Below are 23,676 nucleotides of genomic sequence, written 5' to 3' on the forward strand. Positions count from 1 at the left end.
CGGTCGCCGAGCGCCTCGGCGGCGAGCGAGGCGTACTCGGCGAAGCGGTACGCGGTCTCCCGGTGCGGCCAGCCGCCGGCGTCCTCCAACTCCTGGGGAAGGTCCCAGTGGTAGAGGGTGGCGACGGGGGTGATGCCGTGGGCGAGCAGTTCGTCGACCAGATCGCGGTAGAAGTCCAGGCCGCGCTCGACGGCGGGACCGCGCCCGGTGGGCTGGATTCGCGGCCAGGCGAGCGAGAAGCGGTAGGAGGTGAGGCCGAGCTCGGCCATCATCCGGACGTCCTCGCGGAACCGGTGGTAGTGGTCGACCGCGATGTCGCCGGTGTCGCTGCCGACCACCTTGCCGGGGGTGTGGCTGAAGGTGTCCCAGATCGAGGCGGTGCGGCCGTGCTCGGTGACGGCGCCCTCGATCTGGTACGCGGCGGTGGCCGCGCCGAACGCGAAGTCCGCAGGGAACGCGCAGTGGGCGGAACGGTTGGACGGGGATGCCATGGTCATGGCGTTCGCGCTCCAAAAGGTGTGGTGAGGTGTGCGGGGCAGGACCGGCGGTCGGTCAGCCCTTCAGCGCGCCCTGGGTGATGCCGCCGACGATCTGCCGGCCGAAGACGGTGAACACCAGCAGCAGGGGCAGGGTGCCGACGAGCGCACCGGCGGTGATGACCGACCAGTCGGTGGACCAGCCGGTGCCCAGTCCGGCCAGGGCGACCTGAACGGTGGGGTTGGTGGCGCCGTTCATCGCGATGATCGGCCACAGGAAGTCGTTCCAGGACTGCACGAAGGCGAGCATCCCCAGCACCGCCATCGCCGGCCGGGCGACCGGGACGACGACGTGCCAGACGACCCGCAGCGAGTTCGCGCCGTCGACCCGGACGGCTTCCAGCAGTTCGGTGGGCAGGGCCTGGGTGAGGTACTGGCGCATGAAGAACACGCCGAAGGCGGTCACCAGGGTGGGCAGGATCAGGGCGCCGAGCTGGTTGCCCAGTCCCAGGTGCTTCATCAGGATGAACAGCGGGACGATGCTGACCTGGGCGGGCACCGCCATGGTGGCGACCACCAGGGCGAGCAGCGCGCCGCGGCCGGGGAAGCGGAGCTTGGCGAACGCGAACCCGGCCAGCACGGAGAACGCCACGGTGCTGAGCGCGACGGTGCCGGCGACCAGTGTCGAGTTGAGCAGCGCGACGCCCATGCCGCGCGCCCCGGCGTTGTGCCAGACGTAGCCGATGTTGTGGAACAGGTTCCCGCCGGGCAGCAGCGGCGGCGGCGTGGAGATCACCCGGTGGCTGTCGGTGGAGGCCGCCACCAGCGTCCAGTACAGCGGGAACAGCGAGGCGAGTGCGACCAGCACCAGCGTCGCCAGCGCGAGCGGTCCGGCCCGGTGCCGGCCGCCCGCGCCCGGCGCGCGCAGCCGGAGCCGGCGCCCGGCGCGGAGGCGGTGGGCGGGGGAGTCGAGGGCGGGGACGGTGGTCATGTGCATTCCTTCCCGCTCACTTGGCGGAGCGCAGGCGGCGGGCGATCAGGGTGTTGGCCAGGCCGACCAGCAGGAGCAGGCCGAACATGATCCAGGCGATGGCGGAGGCGCGGCCGAGCATGCTGCTGTGGAAGCCCTGGTCGTACATGAGGATGCCGAGGGTCTCGTACTGGTGGTCCGCGCCGCCCTGATGACCGCTCTGGCCGCCGAACAGGTAGGGCTCGCCGAAGAGTTGGGTGGCCCCGATGGAGGAGACCACGACGGTGAACAGGATGGTGGGGCGCAGTTCGGGGATGGTGACGTTGCGGAACTGCTGCCAACGACCGGCGCCGTCGATGGCGGCGGCCTCGTACAGTTCGCGGGGGATCGCCTGCATCGCGGCGAGGTAGATCAGCGCGTTGTAGCCGGTCCACCGCCAGATGACGATCACCGAGACGGCGATCTGCGAGCTCCACGGGCCGGCCTCCCAGCGGACCGGGCCCGCCCCCACCAGGCCGAGCAGCCAGTTGGCCATGCCGCCCTCGGGGCTGAAGATCAGCGCGAACACCAGGGTCGCGGCGGCCACCGAGGTCGCGTACGGCGCGAGCAGCGCGGTGCGGAAGAAACCGCGCACCGGGAGCTGGTAGTTGAGCAGGTGCGCGAGGCCGAGCGCGGCCAGCAGCTGCGGGACGGTGGACAGCACGCCGAGGGTGACGGTGTTGCCCAGGGCGTTCCAGAAGAAGTGGCTCGGCGGGCCGAACAGCAGGTCCGAGTAGTTCTGCAGCCCCACCCAGTCCGCCCGGTCCACGTTGTAGAGGCTGACCCGGTGCAGTGACAGCCAGCCGGTGTAGAGCAGCGGGAAGAGGCCGAAGGCGGCGAACACCAGGAAGAAGGGTGCGACGAACAGGTAGGGCGAGACGAGGTGGTCCCAGCGGTGGAGCCGGCTGCGCAGGCCCGTCGGCTCCCGGCGGCGGGCCTGCGGGGTGGTGGGCGGTGGACCGGCCGGGTCGCTCCGGTCCGTGCGGGTGGGGGGGGCCACAGGGTTCCTCCATGCCGTGTCGACCGCTGGGCGGGTCGACGCGTCGTTCGTGAAAGGGGCGTGGGGCGGGCAGCCGGTCCGGGCTGCCCACGGCGGCGCCCCGCCGTACGGGCCTCGGGCGGGCGGGGCCCGTACGGCGCGGCGCGCTCTCGGCTACTGGACGGTGCTCGCCACCTGCTTGAGGGTGGCGGCCCAGGCCTCGTCGGCGCTCTTGTGGTTCTGCTCCATCAACAGCACGCCGTTGCTGAAGGCCCCGTGCAGGTCGCCGTGGTGCGGGCCGGTCTCGGCCGGCGTGATGGCCTTCGCGGCGGTGGAGAAGATCTGGCCGGTGGGGGCCTTCGGGCCGATGTAGGGGTTGGTGAAGTCGGTGACGCCGGGCAGCGTGTACGCCTTCTGGTTGGCCGGGATGTTGCCGACCTTCCGGAAGACCTTGGCCTGCTGCTCGGGCGCGGTCAACCAGACGGCCAGCGCCTGGGCCTGCGCGACGTGCTTGCCGGAGGCCGGCACCGCGAGGAAGGAGCCGCCCCAGTTGCCGGCGGCGGGGGCCTGCGCGATGTTCCACTTGCCGGCGTTGCCGGGGCCGGAGAACTTCTCGATGTTGGCCTGCTGCCAGGACGGGCAGACAGTGGTGGCGAACGTGGAGTTGGAGAAGGCCGTCTGCCAGGGGGTGTCGAACTCCTTGAGGCCCTGGGTGGTCCCGGCCCGGACCGCCTCGGCGGCCAGCTCCCAGCCCTTCCGGACACCGGCGGAGTCCTGGTAGGCGATCTTGCCCTTCCGGTAGTACTGCTCGGGGCTGGAGGAGACCACGCCGTTGTACAGGCCGGAGGCGGTGTCCATGAAGAAGGTGCCCTTGGGCGCCTTGGCCTGGTACTGGCGGCCCGCCTCCACGTACTTCGCCCAGTCGCCCGCCCACAGGGCGCTGACCTGGGCGGGGTCGGTGGGCAGGCCGGCGGCGGCGAAGAGGTCCTGGCGGTAGCAGATCGCCATCGGGCCGACGTCCGTGCCGAGGCCGATGGTCCTGCCGTCGGGGGTGGTCGCCTGCTGCCACTTCCACGGCAGGTAGGCGTCCTTGTCGACACCCTCGGCCTTCGACATGTCGATGAATGCGCTGCTGAGCTGGTCGGAGGTGGCCAGGGCGATCCGGCTCACCTCCAGCGCCTGGATGTCGTCGAGCCCGCCGCCCGACAGCCGGGTCTGCAGGGCGGTCCAGTAGTCGCCCTCCTGGGTGGTGGTGTTCTCCGTGATGGTGACGTTCGGGTGGGCCTTCATGTACTCGTCGAAGAGCCCGGCCTCCTTGTAGCCGAAGGTGCCGAAGTCGCCGACGCTGAGCGTGATCTTCGCGTTCGGGTCGTCCGAGCCGGACCCGGTGGAGGAGCAGCCGGTCGCCAGCAGTGCGGTGACGGCGGCGGCGGAGACGAGGGCGGCGGTTCTGCGGGAACGGCGGTGCGGGGACATGGATCCTCCGGGTCGGTGGGGTGGGAAGTGCGCGGGGCGCGAGGGGAGGGGCCGCCCGGAGGGACGTAGCCGGGAAGGGCTGCGGAGCGCGATGGATGGGAGCGCTCCCAGGCGGTGGAGTGAACCTTGCTCCGGTGGTGGGCGGCTGTCAAGAGGCGATCTTGGCGGATCGTCGGTGGCGTTCCGCCGGGTCGGGGGCAGGGCTGACCGCCGCGCCGCAGGCCGGTGCGGGCGCGGTCGACGGGCCGGCGGTCGGTCAGGTGGAGTCGCGTTGGACCAGCGTGGTGGGCAGGATCAGCGGACTCGGCCGCTCGCCCGCCATCAGTGCGAGCAGCATGCGGGTCATCTCCCGGCCGATGTTCCGTATCGGCTGGTGGACCGTGGTCAGCGGCGGCTCGGTGATCTCGGACACCGCCAGGCCGTCGAAGCCGATCACGGCGACGTCCGCGGGAACGGCCCGGCCCGCGCGGCCGAGCACCCGCAGTGCTCCGGCCGCCATGTTGTCGTTGGCGGCGAACACGGCGTCCAGGTCCGGATGGCGGGCCAGCAGCGCCTCCATCGCGGCCATCCCGCCGCGCTCGGTGAAGTCGCCGGCCTCCTCCGCCCGGTACGGAAGGCCCGCCAGGGTCAGCGCCTCCAGGTGGCCGCGCCGGCGGGCCCGGCCGACGTCGGTGTCCAGCGGTCCGGTGAGGGTGGCGATCCGGGTGCGTCCGCGGGAGATCAGGTGCTCCGTCGCCTGCCGGGCGCCGAGCACGTTGTCCACGTCCACGTAGTACGGGACCTGCCCGTGCAGCGGCTTTCCGCCGAACACGGCGGGCACGCCGGCGGCCAGGGCCAGCGAGGTGAGCGGATCGTCCCCGCGCAGGGACATCAGCATCACCCCGTCCACCGCGCGCGTCCGCAGCAGCTGCTTGACCCGGATCTGCCCCCGGGCGGAGGTGGCCAGACACAGCACCAGGTGCAGGTCGGTCTCCTCCAGCACGGTCGAGGCGCCCGCGATGACCTGCCCGTAGAACGGGTCGGCCAGCACCGCCGGATCCTCTCCGGAGATGATCAGGGCCACCGCCCCGGCCTGCTGCGTCGCCAGCGCGCGGGCCGTCGGATTCGGGACGTACCCGAGCTCCTTGATCGCGCGTAGCACGGCCTCGCGTTTGTCGCGGCTCACGTTCGGGGCGTTGTTGAGCGCCCTGGACGCCGCCGTGCGGGACACGCCGGCGCGCTCGGCGACCTCGTCCAGGGTCGGCCTTCGGCGCGTCGGTTGCTCCGTCATGGTGGTTCACCTCGGTTGTGATGCCGGTGCACAGCGTACCGCGCCGCCCGTCCGAAACGGACTGGAAGCGCTTCCAGTTTTGGGGACTGTACAGCGGTCGGAGGCCAGTGGAAAGTCAGGCCAGAGTCTTGACATGGCATCGGGAGACCCTCAATCATCTGGCAACTGGAAGCGCTTCCACTCCTGCCCCCACCCACAGCGAAGGAAGCCACATGCGCCGCTCGCGCCGCAGCACGGCCCTGCTCATCGCACCAGCGCTGACCGCCCTCCTGTTCGCGGTCGACCCGGGGACCGCGTACGCCGCCGACCCCACCGGCATGACCAGCGGCTTCTACGTCGACCCCAACTCCAGCACCCAGCAGTGGGTCAACTCCCACCGCGGGGACGGCCGGGCCCCCGCCGTTCAGGCGTCGATCGCCAACGTGCCGGCGGCCCGCTGGTTCGGGAACTGGAGCGGCACCATCGGCACCGCGACCGGCGCGTACGTCGGCGCGGCCGCGGCCGGCGGGAAGCTGCCGATCCTGGTGGCGTACAACATCCCCAACCGGGACATCTGCGCCGGACAGTCCGGCGGCGGAGCGGGCTCCGCCGCCGACTACAACGCCTGGATCGCCGCCTTCGCCAGCGGCATCGGCAACCGGCCCGCCCTGGTCGTCCTCGAACCGGACGCGCTCGGGCACGAGAGCTGCATGACGCCGGCCCAGATCTCCGAGCGCAACACCATGCTGCGCAACGCCATCGCCCAGTTCACCGCCAAGGCCCCGAACACCTGGGTCTACCTGGACGCCGGAAACCCCGGCTGGCTGAGCGCCACCACCATGGCCAAGCTCCTGGCCGATGCGGGAGTGGGCGGAGCCCACGGGTTCTCGCTGAACGTGTCGAACTTCTACACCACCGGTCAGAACACCACCTACGGCAACGCCGTCAACGCGGCGCTGAAGTCCTCGTACGGGTACACCAAGTCGTACGTGGTCGACACCAGCCGCAACGGCAACGGGTCCGACGGCACCTGGTGCAACCCGCCGGGGCGCCGGATCGGGACGCCCACCACCCGCACCGGCGGCGGCCCCGAGATGCTGCTGTGGGTGAAGTCGCCCGGCGAGTCCGACGGCAACTGCGGCACCGGCGCCGGATCGACCGCCGGGCAGTTCCTGCCCGAGGTCGCCTACAAGCTGATCTACGGCTACTGACGCCGGACCAACACTCCGCACCCGCTCGGGGTCGGGCCGCCGTGCCGGCCCGAGCGGCCCAGAAGAGGAAACCGATGAGACCCCGCATCCCCCGCCCGTTGGTCCCGGTCGCGCTGGCCGCGCTGTTGACCGGGCTCGCCGTACCGGGCCAGGCCCAGGCGCAGGACCGGCCCGCCACCGGCCACACGCTGCCCGCCGACACCCGTTTCTACGTCGACCCCGACAGCGACGCCGCCAAGCAGGCCGTCCGCTACCTGCTGGAGCACGACCTCGCGGGCGCCACCGCCATGGCCAAGCTCGCCAGCTGGCCGGAAGCCGACTGGTTCACCGGCGGCACCCCCGCCGAGGTGGAGGCCCGGGCCCGCACCCTGGTCCGCCGCGCGGCCCGCACCGGCACCGTCCCGGTCATCGTCGCCTACAACGTCCCGCTGCGGGACTGCTCCCAGTACTCCAGCGGAGGAGCACAGTCCGACACCGAGTACCGGGCCTGGATCTCGGCACTGGCCCGCGGCATCGGCAAGGGCAAGGCCGTGATCGTCCTCGAACCGGACGCCCTCGCCAACCTGCCCTCCGACTGTTCCCCGGACACCGACCCCACCGGCGCGCTCACGGCCGGACGGATCGCCGACCTGCGCCACGGAATCGACGCACTGGAGCAGCAGCCCAACACCGTCGTCTACCTCGACGCCGGCAACAGCCACTGGCAGAGCGTCGGCAACGCCGCGAAGCGCCTGCTCGACGCGGGCGTCGAGCGGGCCCAGGGCTTCTCGCTGAACGTCTCCAACTTCTTCGCCACCGGCCCGTCCGACCGTTACGGCACCTGGGTGTCCAACTGCCTGTGGTTCGCCACCAAGGGCCCGGAGTACGCGCGCGGCCACACCGACTGGTGCGCGAGCCAGTACTACTCCCCGGCCGCCCCCAACGACGGGCAACCGGGGAACTCGGTCAACGCCGACGACCCCAGCACCTGGCACTGGACCGACCAGTGGTTCCAGCAGAACGTCGGTACCCCGCCGACGAACGAGCTCACTCACTTCGTCGTCGACACCGGCCGCAACGGGCAGGGCGCCTGGACCCCGCCGCCCGGCAAGTACGCCGGCGACCCGCAGACCTGGTGCAACCCGCCCGGGCGCGGCATCGGTGACCGACCGACCGCCGCCACCGGCACCCCGCTGGTCGACGCCTACCTGTGGATCAAGACCGTCGGCCAGTCCGACGGCGAGTGCAACCGCAACGTCCCCGGCGGCACCGTCGATCCGGAGTACGGCATCGTCGATCCGGCGGCCGGCGCCTGGTGGCCCGAGCAGGCCATGACCCTGGTACGCAACGCCAACCCCCCGCTGACCTTCGGCCCGTTCGCCCGACCGCGGGGCTGACCGGGGACCGGGCTCCGAGGTTTCGTCGGCCGTCAGCGGCGACCTTTCGGTGCCGGGTGGCAACTCCAGGGGCGGCGACGTCGCGGTTCGCGCACAGCGGCGCCACAACCACCTCCGGACACTCCACGAGGGGCACCACGTGCCACCCGACGCCCGACCACCGCCGACCGGCCGACCCCGGGGTCGCACGCACCGCCGCAGCCGGGTCCGCCGCCGCACGCTCTCCGCGGTGGCGGACCCGTCGCCTCCGCCGGGGCCGGCGCCTTCGCACTCACCGCGGGCGCCGCGCCGGCCCTCGGCATCACCGTGGACGCCGGCACCTCGCGGGGCACGGTACCCGCGCACGCCGGAGCGCTCGCGGTGGAGCGGGTCGGCGTCGAGCAGCTGCTTCCAGATGTGGTGGTCGGTCAGCACGTGCCCGATCCGCGAGGTGGCCGTCCGCCGTCTCCCCTGCTCGCCCCGCTCGGATCCCCGGGTCGCTCCCGGCACCCCCGCCGACGATGACCCGCGGGCGTGCGCCGAGCGCGGACCGGCGCGCAGCCCTGACCGGATGGCGGTTCACCACCCGGGTGGGGCCGCGCTTCCGAAGGGCCCGCCGGTCTCAGACCGCGAACCCGCCGTCCACCGCGATCGCGGCACCGGTGATGTACCGGCCCTCCGGGCCCACCAGGTGGGCGATGGTGCCGGCCACGTCCGCCGGGGTGCCGAACGAGCCCAGCGCGGTGAAGCCGGCCTGGAAGCCGGCGCTCGGCCCGTCGGCCGGGTTCATGTCGGTGTCGGTCGGACCGGGGTGCACCAGGTTGGCGGTGATGCCGCGCGGCCCGAGCTCCCGCGCCAGCGCCTTGGTGAGCCCGGACAGGGCCGCCTTGCTGGTCGCGTACACCGAGCCGCCGGGGAAGGCGACCCGCTCGGCCATGCAGCTGCCGACGGTGACGATCCGCCCGCCCTCGCCCAGGTGGGCGATGGCCGCCTTGGAGGCCAGCAGCGGCCCCCGGACGTTGACGTCCAGCACCCGGTCGATGTCGGCCTCGTCGATCTCCTCGATCGGGCCGACCACGCCGACGCCCGCGTTGTTCACCAGGATGTCGAGCCGGCCGAACCGCGTCGCCACCGCGTCCACGGCCTCCCGGATCGCCCGGGGGTCGGCGCTGTCCGCCCGTACGGCCCAGGCGCGGCGGCCCACTCCCTCGATCTTGGCCGCGACCGCCTCGGCACGCTCGGCGCTGTCCCGGTGGGTGAGCGCCACGTCGGCACCCTCCTCGGCCAGCCGCAGCGCGACCGCCGCGCCGATCCCCCGGCTGCCGCCGGTCACCAGCGCCACCTTGCCCGCCAGCCGTGCGGCCGCCATGGTCGTGCTCATCGTCATCTCCCCCGAACTCGCTGTCGTGTTCTCGGACATGACTCGATCATCGGACGTCGGCGATCACGAGTCCGGCGGCATTCGGACATCGCGTTCAACGTTCAACAATTGATCGGACGCCGGCTCCTCACGACGATTCCCGGTGGTGCGACGCGTCCCGGTAGTACGAGGCCACGGCCGGCTGGCCCGTCCAGTTGGGGCCGGCCGCCGGGTCCGCCCCGAGATAGTCGAACGGCAGCCGTACCTCGCGTCCGCCCTCCAGCGTCAGCAGGTGACGCCGCGCCCGGTACGAGAACCCGGCTGCCCGCAGCGCCGCCAGCACGGGCCGGGCGGCGCCGGAACCGTCCGCCCACCGCAACGAGTCGGGGTCCAGGTGCGCCGCGAACAGCCCGTCCGGAGTGAGCCAGGAGGCGGCCCGGGTGATCGCGGCGAGCTGGTCCCCCAGGTAGTGCAGGCCGTGCACACAGGTGATCAGGTGGTACCGGCGCCGCGGCTCCCAGTCCGCGAGCGCCGCGGTCACCAGGCGCAGCGCCGGCAGCGCGGCCAGGTCGGGCGGGGTGGCGAGCGGGCCGACCAGGTCGACGCCCAGTTCGCGGGCGTAGCTGTTGACGCCGCTCAGCCCGCGCTCGCGGTTCATGGTGTTGTTGGCGACGACGGGGGAACCGGTCAACTCGCGGTCACTGATCAGCTTCGGCACCTCGCGAGCCTACTGACGCGGACACCCGGGCGATCCAGCCCGGTCGCACGCCGAGGGCCGCGCACGGGTCCACGCACGGCGCCGGACACCGGGGCCCACGCGCCGGACACCGGGGCCCACGCGCCGGACACCGGGGCCCACGCGCCGGAGCCGGCCACCCCTCGGAGGGGTGGCCGGCCGTGGTCCGACCAGGGGTCAGAGGTCCAGCACCTGGTCCGGGAAGATCAGGTCCGGGTCGCCGCCGATGGTCCGGATGTTCTTCGCGTACAGGCTCCGCACGTCGGTGCCGAACTTGACCGCGATCTCGCTCAGGGTGTCGCCGCTCTTGACGGTGTAGGTGCCGGTGGGGGCGCCGTTCCTCGGGGAGTTGACCGGGGCCGACGGGGTCGGCGTCCGCGCCGATCGCGTGGCGTCGGTGGAGCTGCGGTCGGGCTTGGACTTGGGTGCGGTCGGCTTGGGCTTGGACTTGGTGGCGGTGTCGACCTGGGCCGGCGCGCCGCCCCTGGTCAGACCGGCCTTCTTGGAGCAGACCGGCCAGGCGCCGGGGCCCTGCGAGGCGAGCACCTTCTCGGCGACGGCGATCTGCTGCGCCCTGCTGGCCCGGTTCGCCTGCGGCGCGTACGCGGTGCCGCCGTACGCCCGCCAGGTGCTGGCGGTGAACTGCAGGCCGCCGTAGAAGCCGTTGCCGGTGTTGATCGACCAGTTGCCACCGCTCTCGCACCGGGCGACGGCGTCCCAGGTCGAGGCGGAGGCGGCCGAGGCCGAGGGGGCCGAGACGAGTCCGGCCACCGGCAGCGCCGCGACGGCGGCGCCGGCCACGACGGCCACGCGGACTCGGTTGCGCTTGGTGGTGGCCTTGGTGGAGGTGGTGGCAGCGGTGGTCTCGTGACCGGAAGTCATGAACATCCTCTCGACAAGCCCCGGGCAGGCATGCGGAACCAGGCCCCGGTGGGGCCCACGTCGCGCTCACCTCACTCGACGGGCGGCCGGGCACGTGTCCGACGTGCCGTGCCGCCCTGGCCTCCCCCGCTCGCCGCCGGCCCGTTCCGAGCTCGGCCGGTCGGCGGGCACGGCCCTCGCGCCGGGGGTCAGCCGGCGGGCCGTGCATCGGGGTGAACCCGGGTGGTGCTCGTTGCACCGCCCAAGAAGCTACGGGCGGTTGCGGTCGGTCATCAAGCAATTCCCTTACGGTGCAGGTCAGTTGACTGTTACCAGCGGTAAGGATCAAGAAATCGCGCCGGAAATGACAGCTTTTGAGGGGATTTTCGTGATCGAAAAGGCCGCCAATGCGCCCCCGATCACACCAATGCCTCGGCGAAGCCGCCCGCGAGCTCCACCCGAAGCGATCGTCATATGACGTTCCGTCACCGTATCGAGCGGAGTTCCCGCTTCCGTCGCCTGTCTTGGTGGCGCCAGCCACAACCGTCACCCATCACGCCCGGAGCAGTCGCGCAGCGTAATAGTCCACTGGCCCGTCCCCGGCGCAGTAGGTCGGACGCCGCGCCTTCGGCGAGAGGCGCGCGCCCCATCGACACCCCCACCACCGCCAGGAACTGCTGCCACGTCAGCGAGGCCACGCACGCCCCGGACACGAACGCGGCCCGCCGCCGCACCACCGGGGCCGCCCCCTCCCGTCAGCGGCGCGGCGAAGCACGGCGCCGTCGTCGGGTTGACCATCGTCAGGCCCCTGAACCGCAGGAACGTCCCCGCGACGCCTCGCCCCGAGCCCCCGCCGGACCCCGTCCCGCCCCTCCGTCAGCCGCGGTGCCGACCCCGCCGGGTACGGCCGCCGGCACCCCCGAGGTCACCGGCCGCCGCAGCCCCGACAGTCCGCGCACCGCGACCACCGCCGGCAGGAGCGCCGCAACCGCCCGCGTCCACGGCTCCCACCCGGCGAGCGCCTCCGACAGCCGCGCCCCCCGCACCGTCGCCGGCGCCGCGTACGGGATGCCGACGAAGGCGACCGCGCACGCCGCGCTCACCCCGCGCACCACCAGGGTCTCCACCTCGAACGTCATGCCGGACACCGTGCCCCGCGGGTTCGGAGCCCGCTGCCCATTTCCGGCGTCCGCCGCGACAATCACGGTATGGACGGCCCCGACAGGGGGATCCTCGTGAGCTGCGCGCGGATGCGCGGATCTCTGACCGTCTTCATCGACGTCCGGCAGCGGCCCGAGACCGACAGCGAAGCCTCCGAGATCGGGCGCGCACACCGGCGCCCGAAGCGCAGGGCGCACAATGCGGCGTCCTGGAATGAAACAGGAGGAGCGCCGACAAGGCCACGGCATCACCACCTCTGTGGCATCGCCTGCATCTTGCACATCACCAGCCACAGCCCGGGCTGCCAGGTTCCGTTGTCGGATTGAACCCCGGCAGCTCTCCGGTGAAGACCTCGAGCTTCCGCAGTGGTTCACCCGGATCGGTCGGCCCGGTCGGCGACCCCTCCCGGCCCGCGCCGTCGGGGTCGAGCCCATCCGGCTCTGCGGTCCGCTGACGGCGCGGCGGTCATTGAGGTCGGTCGGATGCGAACGTACAGTGGCGACGCCTTCGTCCCTCCGTGACGAAGTGAACGCTCATGGTGAATTTCACCGCACGAACCGGCGGACGCCGATGGAGCACGCATGTGGCGCCCGCCCTCCCATTCAAGGGGATGTCATGTCCATGCTGCTTGTTCTCGGCGAGTGCCGGATCATCGGTACCGAGCCGGACGGCGACACCATCCACTTTGTCCCCACCAACCCGCTGGCCTTCGACAAGCTCAAGGACGCCCCGGTCGAGGTCAAGAACGGCACCGCCAGACTCAGGCTCGAAGGCATCGACGCCCTGGAGACCCACTACGACCGGACCGGGCCGAGGATTCGCCAACCTGCCGAGTTCGGCGACAGGGCTGCGCAGGAACTCCTGACCTTCCTCGGGTTCAGCGACGTCCAACGGAGCGGACAGAAGGTCGTCTCGGCCAACCCGCCACAGACCCCCGCGTGGGTCCTCACCCAGGGCGGGGACCCGTTCAAGCGCTGCGTCGCCCTGCTCGGCACCGGCACCCCTCCCGGCGCCGACGGTACCGAGGTGCAGGTGGACGTCCCGCTGCTGCAGACCACCGTCAACCACCACTTGCTCAAAACGGGCCTGGTCTACCCCGGCTTCTACGACAAGCTGTTCCGCAACCTCCGGGAGGAACTGGCCGCCGTCACCCGCCAGGCGCGCGAGGCCGGCCTGGGTCTGTGGCCGTTCGACGCCACCACGGCCCCGGGTGGAGCGCCGATCACCGGGATGCCCTCCCTCACCGAGGCGGTCATCCTCCCGAAGCTGTTCCGGCGGTTGGTCGACCACTTCAACCTGGTCGAGCAGTCCCTGACCTGCTTCCCCGCATACCTGGCGGGCAAGGAGGACAACGTCGAGGTCCTGTCGACGAGGACGAAGCAGCTGAGCCTTGCGCCCTTGGTCCAGATCATCGACGGCGCAGCCGTCCGGATGACCGCGCAGCCCGAGGACACCGTCTTTGCCGAGGGCTGAGCAGGAGCCCCGACCAGTACCGACGCCACCGACTTGACGGGGCATCGAAGAGCAAGTGCTGCAGTCGGACTGTGACGGCCGGGTACAGCTGGACTTGCTCCGAACCGGGATCCCGGCGCCGTCCTCGAACGAGCCGGGGTCCGGGTTCGGAGGGATCGACGATCTCCGCTCCGCCGGCTGCCGGTGTTCGTCGCGTTTCCGCCGGTCAGCGCACTCGACCACGCGGCTTCATGTGAATCGTCGTTTTGTCCTGCGGTCTATAGTCGACCCCGCACCCCCGCCGACTCGGAATCGAAACAGCAGTGGGCCGGGGCGCCGCACGGACTTGGAAACGACAGGAGCTGTGATGCAGGTGAAGCGCATACCCGGGGATGCGCAGCAGGTCGATGTCGAAGTTCTCTTCGCACGCTGGAGCGACGAGATGGATGCGCTGGATGCAGCGTATGCGGCGCCACGACCTGAGCCCCTGGTTCCCGGAACCGCTCCGGGAAGGCCGGTCGGCGAAGCTTGGAAAGCCGAGATGCGCAAGCGTACTGACCTGCTGCACCCGTTGGCGCGCGAGATGGCAGACACCTACCGCCACCGACTCGACGAGGCGGGCCGCCAACGTGTGCGGATGGTCCTGGCCTCGCATTCTCCGGTCGTATGGCAGTTTATCGGCGCAATCGATGACTATTTCGACCGTTTTCTCCAGAGCCTGGCCCGCGACGACCTCGACGTGGCGCTCACCCTCACGGCGATCTACGACCTCCGGGCAGGAAGCCGCGAATTTCAATGGTCGATGTATCAGGTATTCACCGCCATGGAACAGCGTGGCCTGGATCCGCGCACATTGTTCGGGGCCGGGATCCCCCTGGCAGCGCGTCATGAAGACCCTCACAGCGGCGCTTACGGACTCTTCACCCGCCTCGCCAACGCGCCGCGGTCATCGCCCATGACCGAAGAAGTCTAGTAACCAGTCGTCCCCGACGGACGGAATCGAGTTCCAGGCCCAGAAGGAACACGTCCTCAACGGCTGACGCCAAGTACGAGCATTTGAACCGGGCTCCGGCAACAAGCCCCGGCACAGACGGTCGCCGTCGGCGGGGTGTCCGGTCGCCGTCCGCCCGGATGCTCCGCCCAAGCCCAACGCCACCGAACGGATCGTGATCGCCAGGACAGCGCCCAGCGGTGGGTGCTCCTCGAATGCACGCTGTTGGCCGTCCGGGAGCGGGAAGGGTGACCAGGATCGGATCATGGGTGTGACTCCTGGTCGTCGGCACGTACCGGGCGGGCCGGGGCCGGGGGCGACAGCGTCCTGCTCAAGCGGTTCGAGGCGCGGATGCGCCTGCCGATGTTCGCCTCGGCGATCCTTCCACTGGTCATCATCCCCGAGTCCGGCGAGTGGCTCAGCATCACCGTCAATGTCGCGGCCTGGTCGGTGTTCCTTGCCGACTACGTGATGCACGTCCGTCATCTCGAGCGGTACGCGAGCTCGCCGCTCGGCCGCTTCGACCCCTTCGTCGTCATCGCCACGGCCCCGGGGTTCCTGCTGCCCGGCGCCGACGCGGGCCGGTTCGTCCTTCTTCTACGCGGGGCACGACTGGCCCGGCTGCTGCTGGTGACCAGGGGGCGCGGCGTCTGTTCGCACGGCTGGGACGGGTTGCCGTGGTCGCAGCCGGCATGGTGCTGCTCGCCTCGGCGGTCGCCTACCACGCCGAACGTCCGGTCAACCCGGAGTTCGCATCCTTCGGTGACGCCCTGTGGTGGGGCGCGGTGACACTGCGGCAGGTCGCGCCGCAGATGGATCAGCGTCGCGACCACCCGGTCGGTGAATATCAACCGGTGCTTGGCACCCGCACCCGCGGCCCGGCGCCGCACGCCGCCCCGGACCGCGTCTCGCCCGCCCTCGACCACCGCCTGCCACGGTGAGGCGAGTCAGACGACCAACTCCGCCAGGTACCCGCGCGAGAAGCCGGTCAGCACCCGATGGCCGTGACCGCACGATTCACCATGATCGTCACAATGGAAGATCATGCCGCCCCCAGGCCGGGCAAGCCCAACCCGCCGCAATCACGCACCAGCTCGTTGGCCGGCCGGGATCGGCACGGCCACCGACCGCCACTCTCGCCTGATCAACCCGAACACCCACGAATCGGATACCTCGCCGTTCACGACGCAGTCTTCCCGCAACGTCCCTTCCCGCACGAATCCGAGCTTCTCCAGAACCCGGGCAGATGCCACGTTGCGCGTATCGGTCTCGGCCTGAACCCGATTCAGGTCCAGTGTGTCGAATGCCCACTGCAACAAGGCGCGCGCGGCCTCCGTCGCGAAGCCGTGGCCCCACATCGCATCGTCGAGGCAGTAGCCCAACGACGCGCTGCGGTAGTCCGGGTTCCATCCGGTCAGAACGCACCAGCCGACGAAGGCCCCGTCAGAAGCACGGTCGATGGCCACGCGCGCCCCGGTACCTTCGTCCGCCATCTTCCGGCACATCGCAATGAAGCGATCGGCGCGAGCCCGTTCGTTCCACGGCGGGGAATCCCAGTAGCGCATCACGTAGGTGCTGCTGTGCAGCGCGAAGAGGGCATCCGCGTCGGCGTCGGTGAAGGGACGCAGGCGCAAGCGAGCGGTGTGCAGTACGGGAGTGGCCAGAGTCATGCGCACCATGTTGCGTTCTCCGGGGGCGGGCAGAACACCGAATATCCGATCCCGGTCCGGTCCTCACGACCAAGGCGCGGCCCACCGGGCCCCGCGAACCGGTACGAGCACCCGTCCGGGAACCGCTCGCGGGCGAGGTGGGCCCAGTGCAGCGCCAGCGCCGACTTGCCGACTCCCGCCGGCCCGGTGACGGCCGCCGGCACCGCCGGGCCCGGGTTGTGTCGCCGGACGCCGCAGTGCCTCGGCCGGGTGTGCTCCCGGGCGAACCGGTCACGTCCCTGCGGGACCCGCAGCGGTCGCGCCCGCCAGGCACGAACTGTGGCGCTCCGGTGTCGCCTCCGCCACGACCAGCGCCGTCGGCGAACCACCGCCCGCCGCAGGGAGACGGACCGGCCCGGCGGTGGTGGGTCGGGCGCGGATCGGCTGGGGCCGGTTGCCGCGCTCGGCCGTCTTCGTTCCGTTCCCGCGGGGCCGGTGCCAGGATCCGACCAGCGGGAGCAGTTCCCGGCGGGAAAGGGCGGCTGCCGGTGCACTGTCCCCCGGACCGGCCCTCCGACCTCCCCGTCAAGCAGGAGTCCGGGGAGCGAAGGAGAGTAGTTCCTCCCGGTCCTTGCCGACCACGCCGTAGGTGGCCTCCGGAACCTCGACCCACGCGCCGGGCAGGTCCCCGATCGGTTCGGAAACCACCAGGCGCGCATCGTCGGCCGCCTCACGCAGGACGGCCCGATCGGGATACATCTTCCTGAGCTGTGGGACGCTCCGGTTGAAGTACAGCGATCGGGTCCGGCCCGCGCTCGAATACCGGAACGCCCACAGTGAATCGCCGTCGCTGGTCGCGATCGTTCCCTGGAAGGGGAACTGGTGCCCATGCGCGCGGCCGCGCGCCTCGACGAACCCGATCATGCGCGCGACAGCGCCCGGAGGGTCGTCCTCGAGCCCGTAGGTGAGCGCCAGGTAGAACATCAGCTCGGTGTCGGTCGTGCCCTTGATGTTCAGCCAGAGGGCGGGGTCGACCTCGAAGGCGAGTTCTCGCTTGATGTCGCCGAGCCCGTCGATGAAGCCGTTGTGCATCCACAGCCACCGCTGGTGCCGGAACGGGTGGCAGTTTGTCTGCTGCACGGACGACCCGATGGCGGCGCGGATGTGTGCGAAGAACAGCGGTGAGGTGGTGTGCGCCGAGACCTCGCGCAGGTTGGTGTCGTTCCACGCCGGCTCGGTGCTGTGGAACACTCCCGGTTCGTCGGTCCCGTCGTCGTACCAGCCGATCCCGAAGCCGTCGCCGTTGGTCGTCTCGGCTCCGAGCTTGGAATGCAGACTCTGATCGATGAGCGAGTGGACCGGGGTGTAGAGCACATCCGTCAGCCGGACAGGGGACCCCCAGTAGGCGAGCCATCGGCACATGGTCGACCTCCTCGTGGACGTAGCGACCCGGCATATCCCTCCGGCGCAAGAACACCGGCCGGCGCCGGTCACTGCAGAAATTATCGATCATCCTCGGGGGCGATGCAGGGCGAGAGTCCGCCGGGCGAACCACAAGAAGAGACGCCCGCAGACGATCTGTCCGACTACCCGTCGCCGCAGTACAACACCGAGCCATATCGGCACATCCATGACAGTGACAGGCTGTAGGCGCGCCGTTCACGCGCTGGCACGGGACTGGAGACGCGCCTCGGCCGCGCCCCGCCTGCCACCACCCACCCGGCCCTTCACCGCGGTTGGCCGGCTGTTTGTCCTCTCCCAACTCCGCCCGCGCGCCGTACCCGCCCGGTGCCTCTCGGCCGCGCCTCGTTGAGTCGGCGACGCCGCTGTGCTGCGCTGTCCGGCATGGGTGTGCGGGCCGGGAGACGCGTGTCGCGCAGCGCGGTGTTCGCGGTGGTCCTCGCCGCGGCCGCCGGAGGCTGCGGTCGGCCGGCCGGACGCGAGGACGCGGCCTCGGCCGTGGTTTCGTACTCGGGTGGAACGGGGCCGTCGTGACCGAAGATCAGATCCTTCTGGGCTGCGGTCTGACCGTCGCGCTCGCGGTGGGCTCGCAGATCTTGGCGAGCAAGCTGCACGTCCCTTCGCTGATCGTACTGCTGCCCGTCGGATTCACGGCCGGTGCGCTCACCGAGGTGGTCCGCCCCGGCAACCTGGTACCGGACTTCACGGCCCTGGTGTCGCTCGGGGTGGCCGTGATTCTTTACGATGCGGGGCTGGGTCTCGATCCGCAGCAGATGAAGGGCGAGACCCGGAGCGTCGTGACGCGACTGATCCTGCTGGGTGTCCCCATCACTGCCGGAGCCTGTCTGGGGTTGGTCGCCGCCCTGTTCGACGTCCCGATCAGTGTGGCGTTCATGATCGGTGTCATCCTCGTCGTCTCCGGGCCGACCGTCGTCGGCCCGCTGCTCGACCATGCCGGGCCGGCCGACCGGGTGCGCTCCATCCTGAACTGGGAGGGGACACTCATCGACCCGCTCGGCGGCATCCTGGGCGCGGTCGTCTTCCACATCATCGTCCGGTCGCAGGACAAGGAGGGCTTCCGGTTCGGGCTCTTCCTCGGGAGCATGGCCGTGGGGCTGGTCGGCGGCGCGGTGGGCGTTGCGGTGCTGTGGCTGACCCTGCGCAAGCTGCGGCTCGGCGGGACGCTCGGCACGCTTGCGCAACTGGCCACGGTCGTCGCGGTGGCCGCGGGCTGCGACATGGTCCTGGACGACACCGGGCTCATCGCGGCGATCGTCACCGGTACCGCCGTGGCGAACCTGCCCGGGTTCGACATGCCGGCGCGCCGCCCGTTCTTCGAGACGGTCGTCCAGTTGGTCATCGGCCTCCTGTTCATCTCCATCTCGGCCTCGGTCGCGCCGAAGGCCGTCGCTTCGGTGCTGGTTCCCTCGCTCGCGCTCGTCGCGGCGCTCGTCCTGGTGGTGCGGCCGGTGGTGTCCGTCGTCGCGGCGGCCGGGACGGAGGTGGGCCCCCGGGAGCGGGCCTTCATCGGCTGGATGGCGCCCCGCGGCATCGTCGCCGCCGCCACCGCCGCGACGTTCTCCGCCTCACTGGCCGCCGCGGGGCTGTCCGGCGCCGACAAGATCCTCCCGATCACCTTCCTGGTGATCGTCGGAACCGTCCTGGTCTACGCACTGACCGCCCGGCCGGTCGCCGTCCGGCTGGGCGTCGGCGCCTCGGCACGCTCGCGGCCCCTGCTGGTGGGCGGCTCCCCGTGGGTGATCGACCTCGCGCAGTCGCTCCGCGCGGCCGGCCTGGAGGTGATCATGTGGGCCGGTGACCCCGGGGAGCGGGACCGGATCAGGGACTCGGGGCTGGAGCTGGCCGCGGGCGAACTCCTCGCCACGGCCACCGACCCCCGGGCCCGGCTGGAGGGCGTCACGGCCGCGCTGCTGCTCACGGACGACGACGACCTGAACGCGCTCGCCTCGGTGGTCGTCCAGGACAGCCTCGACGGCCCGGTGTACCGGGTCGGCCCGCCCCCGGGCGGCCAGGGCATCGTCGCCCCGTTCACCGGCGGCCGGGTGCTCTTCGGGTCGGGCCTCGACCGCGACGCGCTGCAGGCCCGCCACGAGCAGGGCGCCCGTTTCGTCGTGCAGCCCGCCGCCGAGCCGCTCCCGCCGGGTCACGAACTGCTCTTCGTCGTACGGGCCGACGGCCGACTCGAACCGGTCACGGCCGCGCAGGGCAACACTCCGGGGAACGACGACACCCTCGTGCTCCTCGGCCCGGCACCGCACGCTTCCGCGCGGTCCACCGGCGCGGACCGCCGCGGCTGACCGCGGTCAGCCGCGCTCCGGCTCGGCGCGCCGCCCCACCCGCCCGCCACAAGCGCCGCTGCAGGCGGAGGGTGAGGACGCCGACGATCACGAGCACGACCACGTTCAGCAGGAGTTGGAAGAACGATCCCCCGAGCTTCGTGCCAGTCGGCGAAGGCGATCGAGACGGCCATGTCCGAGGCGGCAGGGATCGTGGTCACCGAGATGGAGACGTCGAGGCGCGCCGGGTGGGAGCAGGACGGCACTCCACCGGATCGCCGGAGTCGAGCGGACCGCCCTTCCTCAGGGAGAGCGCACCCGAAGTGGTGGGGGAACCGGTCAGAAGAGCGCATCCTGGCGGGGGGAGGTGAGGGCGGCGATCGTGGGGTTGAACACGCCCAAGAGCATGAACGTCCTAGGGCGGGCGGCGATGTTGCCGACGAAGAAGTGCGTGGCCCGCTCGGGAGTGATCATCCTCGTCCACCAGCGTTCGTGCAGGACGTCGGCGAGTCGGTGGGCGGGGTAGCTGCGGCGGAACTTGCGCCAGGACTGGCCGGCTTCCCAGTCGTGCAGGCCCATGTCGTGGCCCCGACAGGCATCGTCGTCGCAGTGGAAGCGGTAGCGGAACTCGTAGGGCACCCATTCGAGGGGCCGGTGGTCCGGGTGCAGCACATCGGTCTGGTTGACGATGCCGTGCTGCTCGGCCGTCCACGGGCGGGCGTCGGCGAGCCGGAAGGAGTCGATGCGGGCGGGCCGGAAGAGCCCGAGGGAGGTGCCGTCGGCCGCCTGGAGGCGTTTGATCGCACACAGGGACGGCTGGATCAGCGGTCCGGCGATGTCGAGGCGGTCGGCCCAGCCGTCCCGGCTGCCGACCGTGTCGACGACCCGAAGGGTGTCCAGGTTGGGCCTGAGACTCTCCGGTCTCCGGTCGACATGGTGGTGCCGGACGTCCACCTCGACAACGGAGTACTTGCCGAACCGCTTCTCCTCGTCGAGCAACCGGTGCGGGATCGGGAACAGCCGGACGTGCCGCACCGGGGAGGTGTCGAGGCGGATGCCGGCGACACAGCAGGTCTCCAGGTACTTGTGCGAGACGTCGGGATAGGTCTTGACCGTGATCAGGATGCGCGCTCGTTCCCAGCCAGATGCCGACATGCCAGCCCCCCTGGTCCGACTCCTGTCACCATTGGGCGGCCACGGTGCCGGAAGCGCAAGAGCGCCTGTTCGGACACGAGTTGACGTAGATCAGGTCAGGGCGGAGACGGGTAGCGCAGTGCGCCGGCGTAGTTCTGCCAGGACTGCCTGGCGATGGCAGCGGCGCTCGTCCTGCTCGAAGCACAGCACCGCCACCGACCGTCCGACGGCCATCTCGGCGAGTTCATCCAGCTGCCGGCGGGCCGGTTCGGCCGCCATGACATCGGCGAAGGCGGTCAGGCCCTCGCGGATGCGGCCGTCCCAGAACGGTGCCCGGTTGTCCTTCGGGTTGCCCAGCGAACGCAGGTGCAGGTAATCGATGTCCGCCTCGGCCAGGGCCGCACTCAGCCGGGACTTGCTGAACCCGGGCTTCCGACTGATCGGAGTGAGCCGAACGTCCGCCACCGCGTCCACCCCTGCCTCCACCAGCGCGGCCACGAACGAGTCGATCGTGCGCCCCTCGTACCCTGTGGACCACAGACCGGGCACCGGACCCGCGGCCGCCACCAGAGTGTCGATCGCCACCTCCAACGCCTCCGCCAGCGCTGCGACCGTGAACAGGCCCGGCTGAGCGACGTCCCCGGTCTCCAGGCGGGTCAGTGTGCGCAGCGGCACGCCGGTCTCGGCGGCCAGCCGGGAACGGGTCCAGCCCCGTGCCTCCCGCAGCGTTCGCAGCTGCCGGGCCAGACGGTGGGCGCGAACGAGCTCGGGGCTTTCGACGGGGGAGCGATCGGACATGAAAGCGATCCTAACGACCGATCAGGTGCTGCTTGCCGACGCACCGTCCGAAGAGGTAACGGCCCTGCACGGCCGCGACGACCAATCGTCGTTCGGCTGATGAAGCGGCTCGGGTCGGGACGGGTGCCGGATCCGCCTGGGACGTGTGTCGAAAGTGGATCCCGGTCGCTGGATGATCTTGATTCGTGGCGCTGTGACCAACCATTCGATGCACCTGGAGAGAACGCGCGCTGGACACGTCCCCGCCATCACATGTGTGACTGCGGGGCCTTCATGGCCGGGAGCCGGGCAGACCACTCGCGTTCGGCGACGACGAGGCCGTGCTCCAGCGTCTCGACGAACAACGTCCGGCTCACCGATACCACCGTTGACGCCTGCGGACCCGCATCACCGTCTACCCGGCAGGCGAGGTGGACCCGGTCCCCGTCGGGGAAGGCGAACGCCAGCACGTCATCGGTGCACTCCCCCCAATCCAGGAACCGGCACCTCGCGAGCTTCGCCCCGGCCCCGGATGCCGTTCCTGCACCAGCGTCGTCGCACATCCAGTCCTCGGCAAGGCGAAACGCCTCGAACGGCGAGACGAAGCCCACCGGCGGCGCAGTCGGCGTGCGGAAGCGACCGAGCTCGTCCTTGAGCTTCTTGACCAGTAGCGGCGGGTAGAACGCGTTGTCCCACGTGTTCACATGGAGCCCGCCGACGAAGACGTCGACACACAGCAACCCCGGGTCCTGTTCGACGTGGAACTCCAAACCGAATCCGGCCCGCGACCCCACCACCACGACGACCCTCCCCGGCACCGGCGCTACGCCTGTCACGGCCAAACCCTACTGATCCACTTTCGATGTACGGCCTCACGGGCTGGTGGGGAGGACTGCAGGCCGTGGCCCGGACGCCGGGCCGGAAGACCTGTTCCCGGTGTCGGGACGCGCTGTATGCGAGAACGTCATGCAAAGGCCTTCTCCCGGTTACACGGTTTGTTCTTTCTTCGTGCCACACTCCCAGTGACTTGATGTCAACACGCGTAGATAGCAGTGCCGTTGAACAGCGCCGGCGACTTCCTGCGCGTGCTCTCCTCGGGAAAGGGCATCCCCGTGTCTGTTGCGCAGATAGGTAGACGGAGGACGTTAGCCGCTGCTGTGGCCGCTGTCCTCATCGGCCTCGCTCTTCCGGCGGTCACCACGTCCCCCGCGAGCGCCACGACCACCGCATACGACAGCACGTACTACCGAACCGCGCTCGGCAAGAGCGGCACGGAACTCAAGTCCGCCCTGCACACGATCATCAGCAGCCAGAGCAGGATCTCCTACGACGCGGTCTGGAACGCGCTGAAGGCCACCGACCAGGACCCGAACAACAGCAGCAACGTCATCCTGCTGTACAGCGGCACCTCACGCAGCAAGAGCCTCAACGGCGGCGACGTGGGCGACTGGAACCGCGAGCACGTGTGGGCCCAGTCGCACGGGAACTTCGGCACCTCGGCCGGCCCCGGCACCGACCTGCACCACCTGCGCGCCGCGGACGTCCAGGTCAACAGCATCCGCGGCAACAAGGACTTCGACAGGGGCGGCAGCCCGGTCACCGGCGCGCCCGGCAGCTACACGGACTCCGACTCCTTCGAGCCGCGCGACGCGGACAAGGGCGACGTCGCCCGCATGATCCTCTACATGGCCGTCCGCTACGAAGGCGGGGACGGCTGGGCCGACCTGGAGGCCAACGACTCCATCAACGGAAGCGTCCCGTTCCACGGACGCCTCTCGGTCCTGAAGCAGTGGAACGAGCAGGACCCGCCCAGTGCCTTCGAGGAGCGCCGCAACCAACTCATCTACGACGTCTACCAGAAGAACCGCAACCCGTTCATCGACCACCCGGAATGGGTCGAGGCGATCTGGTAGCCCTACGGCGCTGCCGGGCTTCCCCGACGTGGGGCCTCCTGGTCACCGACGCACGGGTCTTCGCCGGACCCGAGGAAATCCGGCCGTTCTGCGGTACGGGAGGCGGCTCCGAGGCCGGGGTCGAATGAC

At 70.9% G+C, this 23,676-nt stretch carries 21 protein-coding genes and 1 pseudogene; 8 read left to right on the forward strand and 14 right to left on the reverse strand.

What is annotated here, in order from left to right:
• The 5 genes from AB0M03_RS25580 to AB0M03_RS25600 form a co-directional block, all read right to left on the reverse strand.
• Positions 1 to 497: family 1 glycosylhydrolase (locus AB0M03_RS25580; RefSeq protein ID WP_363494697.1), on the reverse strand; the 497-nt coding region annotated here is incomplete at its 3' end.
• Positions 498 to 552: 55 nt separating this feature from the next.
• Positions 553 to 1,467 (reverse strand): carbohydrate ABC transporter permease, encoded by a 915-nt coding sequence (locus AB0M03_RS25585; protein WP_363494699.1) that lies wholly within the window; start codon positions 1,465 to 1,467, stop codon positions 553 to 555.
• Positions 1,468 to 1,483: 16 nt separating this feature from the next.
• Complete coding sequence (locus AB0M03_RS25590) at positions 1,484 to 2,398, reverse strand: sugar ABC transporter permease (protein ID WP_363494813.1); 915 nt, start codon at positions 2,396 to 2,398, stop codon at positions 1,484 to 1,486.
• A gap of 240 nt (positions 2,399 to 2,638) precedes the next feature.
• Complete coding sequence (locus AB0M03_RS25595; RefSeq protein WP_363494701.1) at positions 2,639 to 3,940, reverse strand: extracellular solute-binding protein; 1,302 nt, start codon at positions 3,938 to 3,940, stop codon at positions 2,639 to 2,641.
• A gap of 256 nt (positions 3,941 to 4,196) precedes the next feature.
• Positions 4,197 to 5,210: a LacI family DNA-binding transcriptional regulator gene (locus AB0M03_RS25600; protein WP_363494703.1), complete on the reverse strand. Its 1,014-nt coding sequence runs from the start codon at positions 5,208 to 5,210 to the stop codon at positions 4,197 to 4,199.
• 212 nt (positions 5,211 to 5,422) lie between these two features.
• Here AB0M03_RS25600 and AB0M03_RS25605 point away from each other — a divergent pair, with 212 nt between their 5' ends.
• Both AB0M03_RS25605 and AB0M03_RS25610 read left to right on the forward strand, forming a co-directional pair.
• Positions 5,423 to 6,400 carry a glycoside hydrolase family 6 protein gene (locus AB0M03_RS25605; RefSeq protein ID WP_363494705.1) on the forward strand — a complete coding sequence of 326 codons (978 nt, stop codon included), beginning with the start codon at positions 5,423 to 5,425 and terminating at the stop codon, positions 6,398 to 6,400.
• A 74-nt stretch (positions 6,401 to 6,474) separates the two neighbouring features.
• Positions 6,475 to 7,776: a glycoside hydrolase family 6 protein gene (locus AB0M03_RS25610; protein ID WP_363494707.1), complete on the forward strand. Its 1,302-nt coding sequence runs from the start codon at positions 6,475 to 6,477 to the stop codon at positions 7,774 to 7,776.
• 601 nt (positions 7,777 to 8,377) lie between these two features.
• Here AB0M03_RS25610 and AB0M03_RS25615 read toward each other — a convergent pair.
• The 3 genes from AB0M03_RS25615 to AB0M03_RS25625 form a co-directional block, all read right to left on the reverse strand.
• A complete protein-coding gene (locus AB0M03_RS25615; protein ID WP_363494815.1) occupies positions 8,378 to 9,142 on the reverse strand; it encodes an SDR family oxidoreductase in 765 nt (254 codons plus the stop codon).
• A 121-nt stretch (positions 9,143 to 9,263) separates the two neighbouring features.
• A complete protein-coding gene (locus AB0M03_RS25620) occupies positions 9,264 to 9,833 on the reverse strand; it encodes an SAM-dependent methyltransferase (RefSeq protein ID WP_363494709.1) in 570 nt (189 codons plus the stop codon).
• A gap of 195 nt (positions 9,834 to 10,028) precedes the next feature.
• Positions 10,029 to 10,733: a transglycosylase family protein gene (locus tag AB0M03_RS25625; protein ID WP_363494711.1), complete on the reverse strand. Its 705-nt coding sequence runs from the start codon at positions 10,731 to 10,733 to the stop codon at positions 10,029 to 10,031.
• 864 nt (positions 10,734 to 11,597) lie between these two features.
• Here AB0M03_RS25625 and AB0M03_RS25630 point away from each other — a divergent pair.
• The 4 genes from AB0M03_RS25630 to AB0M03_RS25645 all read left to right on the forward strand — a co-directional run bounded on the left by AB0M03_RS25630 (position 11,598) and on the right by AB0M03_RS25645 (position 15,105).
• Positions 11,598 to 11,951, forward strand: a complete 354-nt coding sequence (locus AB0M03_RS25630; protein WP_363494713.1) for a hypothetical protein — start codon at positions 11,598 to 11,600, stop codon at positions 11,949 to 11,951.
• A 537-nt stretch (positions 11,952 to 12,488) separates the two neighbouring features.
• Complete coding sequence (locus AB0M03_RS25635) at positions 12,489 to 13,346, forward strand: thermonuclease family protein (RefSeq protein ID WP_363494715.1); 858 nt, start codon at positions 12,489 to 12,491, stop codon at positions 13,344 to 13,346.
• 346 nt (positions 13,347 to 13,692) lie between these two features.
• Positions 13,693 to 14,298 (forward strand): hypothetical protein, encoded by a 606-nt coding sequence (locus tag AB0M03_RS25640; protein WP_363494717.1) that lies wholly within the window; start codon positions 13,693 to 13,695, stop codon positions 14,296 to 14,298.
• A gap of 369 nt (positions 14,299 to 14,667) precedes the next feature.
• Positions 14,668 to 15,105 carry a hypothetical protein gene (locus AB0M03_RS25645; RefSeq protein ID WP_363494819.1) on the forward strand — a complete coding sequence of 146 codons (438 nt, stop codon included), beginning with the start codon at positions 14,668 to 14,670 and terminating at the stop codon, positions 15,103 to 15,105.
• A gap of 5 nt (positions 15,106 to 15,110) precedes the next feature.
• Here the strand turns inward: AB0M03_RS25645 and AB0M03_RS25650 are convergent.
• The 3 genes and pseudogenes from AB0M03_RS25650 to AB0M03_RS25660 form a co-directional block, all read right to left on the reverse strand.
• Positions 15,111 to 15,340, reverse strand: a pseudogene (locus AB0M03_RS25650) (IS5/IS1182 family transposase); the annotation flags it as partial.
• Between the two features lie 58 nt (positions 15,341 to 15,398).
• On the reverse strand, positions 15,399 to 15,986 hold the full coding sequence (locus AB0M03_RS25655; protein ID WP_363494719.1) for a GNAT family protein: 588 nt from the start codon (positions 15,984 to 15,986) through the stop codon (positions 15,399 to 15,401).
• Positions 15,987 to 16,550: 564 nt separating this feature from the next.
• Positions 16,551 to 17,387: a class II glutamine amidotransferase gene (locus AB0M03_RS25660; protein WP_363494721.1), complete on the reverse strand. Its 837-nt coding sequence runs from the start codon at positions 17,385 to 17,387 to the stop codon at positions 16,551 to 16,553.
• A 569-nt stretch (positions 17,388 to 17,956) separates the two neighbouring features.
• Between AB0M03_RS25660 and AB0M03_RS25665 the strand changes: the two genes are divergently transcribed.
• Positions 17,957 to 19,744 carry a cation:proton antiporter gene (locus AB0M03_RS25665; RefSeq protein WP_363494723.1) on the forward strand — a complete coding sequence of 596 codons (1,788 nt, stop codon included), beginning with the start codon at positions 17,957 to 17,959 and terminating at the stop codon, positions 19,742 to 19,744.
• A 318-nt stretch (positions 19,745 to 20,062) separates the two neighbouring features.
• On the opposite strand, the gene AB0M03_RS25670 is transcribed toward AB0M03_RS25665, so the two are convergent.
• From AB0M03_RS25670 to AB0M03_RS25680, 3 genes are all read right to left on the reverse strand, one after another.
• Positions 20,063 to 20,878, reverse strand: a complete 816-nt coding sequence (locus AB0M03_RS25670) for a hypothetical protein (RefSeq protein ID WP_363494725.1) — start codon at positions 20,876 to 20,878, stop codon at positions 20,063 to 20,065.
• A gap of 90 nt (positions 20,879 to 20,968) precedes the next feature.
• Entirely contained in the window at positions 20,969 to 21,655 is a 687-nt protein-coding gene (locus tag AB0M03_RS25675; RefSeq protein WP_363494727.1) for a DUF488 family protein, read from the reverse strand.
• A 248-nt stretch (positions 21,656 to 21,903) separates the two neighbouring features.
• Positions 21,904 to 22,470, reverse strand: a complete 567-nt coding sequence (locus AB0M03_RS25680) for a hypothetical protein (RefSeq protein ID WP_363494729.1) — start codon at positions 22,468 to 22,470, stop codon at positions 21,904 to 21,906.
• A 276-nt stretch (positions 22,471 to 22,746) separates the two neighbouring features.
• On the opposite strand from AB0M03_RS25680, the gene AB0M03_RS25685 reads away from it, so the two are divergent.
• On the forward strand, positions 22,747 to 23,547 hold the full coding sequence (locus tag AB0M03_RS25685) for an endonuclease (RefSeq protein WP_363494817.1): 801 nt from the start codon (positions 22,747 to 22,749) through the stop codon (positions 23,545 to 23,547).
• Positions 23,548 to 23,676 lie beyond the last annotated feature (129 nt).

This window comes from Kitasatospora sp. NPDC051914 (assembly GCF_040680995.1).
Lineage (GTDB): Bacteria > Actinomycetota > Actinomycetes > Streptomycetales > Streptomycetaceae > Kitasatospora.